At 45.6% G+C, this 2,130-nt stretch carries 1 protein-coding gene; it reads right to left on the bottom strand.

Translation table 11 applies throughout. The features are described 5' to 3' along the window. Positions 1-488: 488 nt before the first annotated feature. A partial coding sequence (locus Q0256_RS01595) for a phage/plasmid primase, P4 family (RefSeq protein ID WP_297959498.1) occupies positions 489-2,130 on the bottom strand: 1,642 nt, incomplete at its 5' end.

Below are 2,130 nucleotides of genomic sequence, written 5' to 3'. Positions count from 1 at the left end.
TCCGAAATCGGGGTAAAGTCGTTCTCTAGGCTCGCGCTTTGGATATAGATGTCAAAGGCTTTTTGTTGTATCTCGTTCATAGTTTCCACTCTCGCGCCCTCTCTTTCGCTTCTGTCCCAGCTGTCCCACTATCGCCGAAAAATGCTGACCCGCTCAAAATTCCGCATAACGGGCTTTTGCGAGATTGCCGTCCCTTTAAGTTTAAAAATAGTGGGACAAAGGTCAATAGCCTAAAAAACGTTGTTTGCTTCTTTAAGGTTTCTTTCTGTCCCATCATTTTCCCTATATAATCGGTAGAAAAAAATTTAAAAATCAAAGGCAAATTAAGTTTAAATTCAGTAATAAAAATATATGAATATATGAGCGAAAATGGTGGGACACTGGGACAACAAGCCCCTAGAGCCGATTTTACCGCAGTTTCGCTGTCCCGACATCGAATCAAAATAGTGGGACGATAGCGGGACAAAAGCCTGTATCGTGGGACAAGGTTATTCTTCATCATCGCCTCTTGCTCCCCCGATTTGATATTCGCTTAGGGCGCCAACTTCTATAAAGTTGCCGTCCACGTTGATTTTGTTAAAATCCAAATTTTCATTCGCTCGGATCCCGAATACGCAATGAGGCCTATCACCGCTTAGTCCCGCCAAAGGATATGGCATTCGTCTTCTTCCGCGGGCAACCTTGATATTGTTTATCGTGCATTCGTCGATAAAATTTGCATAAAAATTTTTCTCTTTCTGCGGGGTGCCGCCCTTATCCTCGATGTATGTCTTGTAGAGGATATAGAGGTATTTATTGGGAATGAAGTAATTTTCGTCGGGGATGACGGCATCCCTTACGAAAGCCCTCATAGGATTGACGTCGTCTCTATATTCCTCAAGCTCGCTCAGCATTCGCTTGGAGCGGGTAAATTTGCCCTGCTTTACGAGGCGCATAAGCCCGGAAAGCGCCAGATTAAAAATCCCAGCCATCTCGTCGTTAAAGCGGTCGCTAAGCCCTCTAATCTTTTGCCCGTCTTTGATCTCTTTATCGAAGCTGATAAGCACCATTCGGCGAAGCGTTGCGTTATCCACGCCTTGCTTAGGCTTGACATTGCCCGAAAAGGCGAGTTTGGGCTTTTCATTCGGCAAAAGGTTAAAAGGCTTCTCATTTTTTGGGTTTATCATAATTTGGTCCTTCGTGGATACGAGGGCTTTTAGGTTTGCAAGCTGGCCCTTGTCGGTGCCATTCTTATCAATCTCAGTTCCAATGTTAATGAGTTTGTTTGAAAGTCCGTAAAGCTGGTGCCCCTCAAACTGCTGGAGCTGGAGGCTTGAGACGTTGTCTTCGCCGAAAAAGTTGCGAATGGTATCTAAGATAACGCTCTTGCCGTTGGCGCCGCTTTTTCCGTATAAAAACAGAAAGCTTTCGAATTCGTGGCTCGGCAAGAAACAGTATCCGATAAACTCCATCAAGGTCTTGATGTCGTCCTTGTCTGCTAAAATTTGGCGCAAAAATCTATTCCACTTCGGGCAAGCGGCGTTTTTGTCGTATGCAAAATCCAAGATATTCAGCGCGCCGTCGCCCTTTTCGTGGCGCGATTTAAAGGTGATATTTCCATACTTCGAGATAAAGATCGTGCCGTTGGTTAGATTTATAACCCGCCTTTGCTCGTCGCGTTTGAGCGTATCGAGCGGGTGGGCTTTGTTAAGCAAATTTTCAATGATCTTCGTGGAGTTATCCACGCTCTTTTTCTTTACGTCCACGCAAGCCCTCGGCATCCAATACTCTTGCAGGAAGTGATTTAGTACGCGCAGATCGACCCTAGCGTAATGCGTTTTCGTCCAGAAATACAGCTCTCCCTTGTATTGCGCGAAAGGATATCCGAGCTTCTCTACCGAAGCAAGAAAACTCTCCACCATATCTACGATGTGGGTTTGGTGGTAATTCGTAAGCACGGTCTTGTTGATCTGAAGTAGCTTATCAAACGTCGCGCTATGCTTATCCCAATCTTTTTGGGCGATCTCGCCTATGAGCGCGCCGTCGAAAAAAGCTCTCTTGATCCTTTCGTAGGTATCGCTATCTGACTTCTTGAGCGCCTTGGCGTTTTTTAGGATAGTATTGATGTAGGGTTCGTCCAACTCGCCTCTG

This window comes from uncultured Campylobacter sp. (assembly GCF_937949835.1).
Classification (GTDB): domain Bacteria; phylum Campylobacterota; class Campylobacteria; order Campylobacterales; family Campylobacteraceae; genus Campylobacter_B.
The sequence above is the reverse complement of the archived record's forward strand: the minus strand, read 5'-3'. Positions and strand labels throughout refer to the sequence as shown.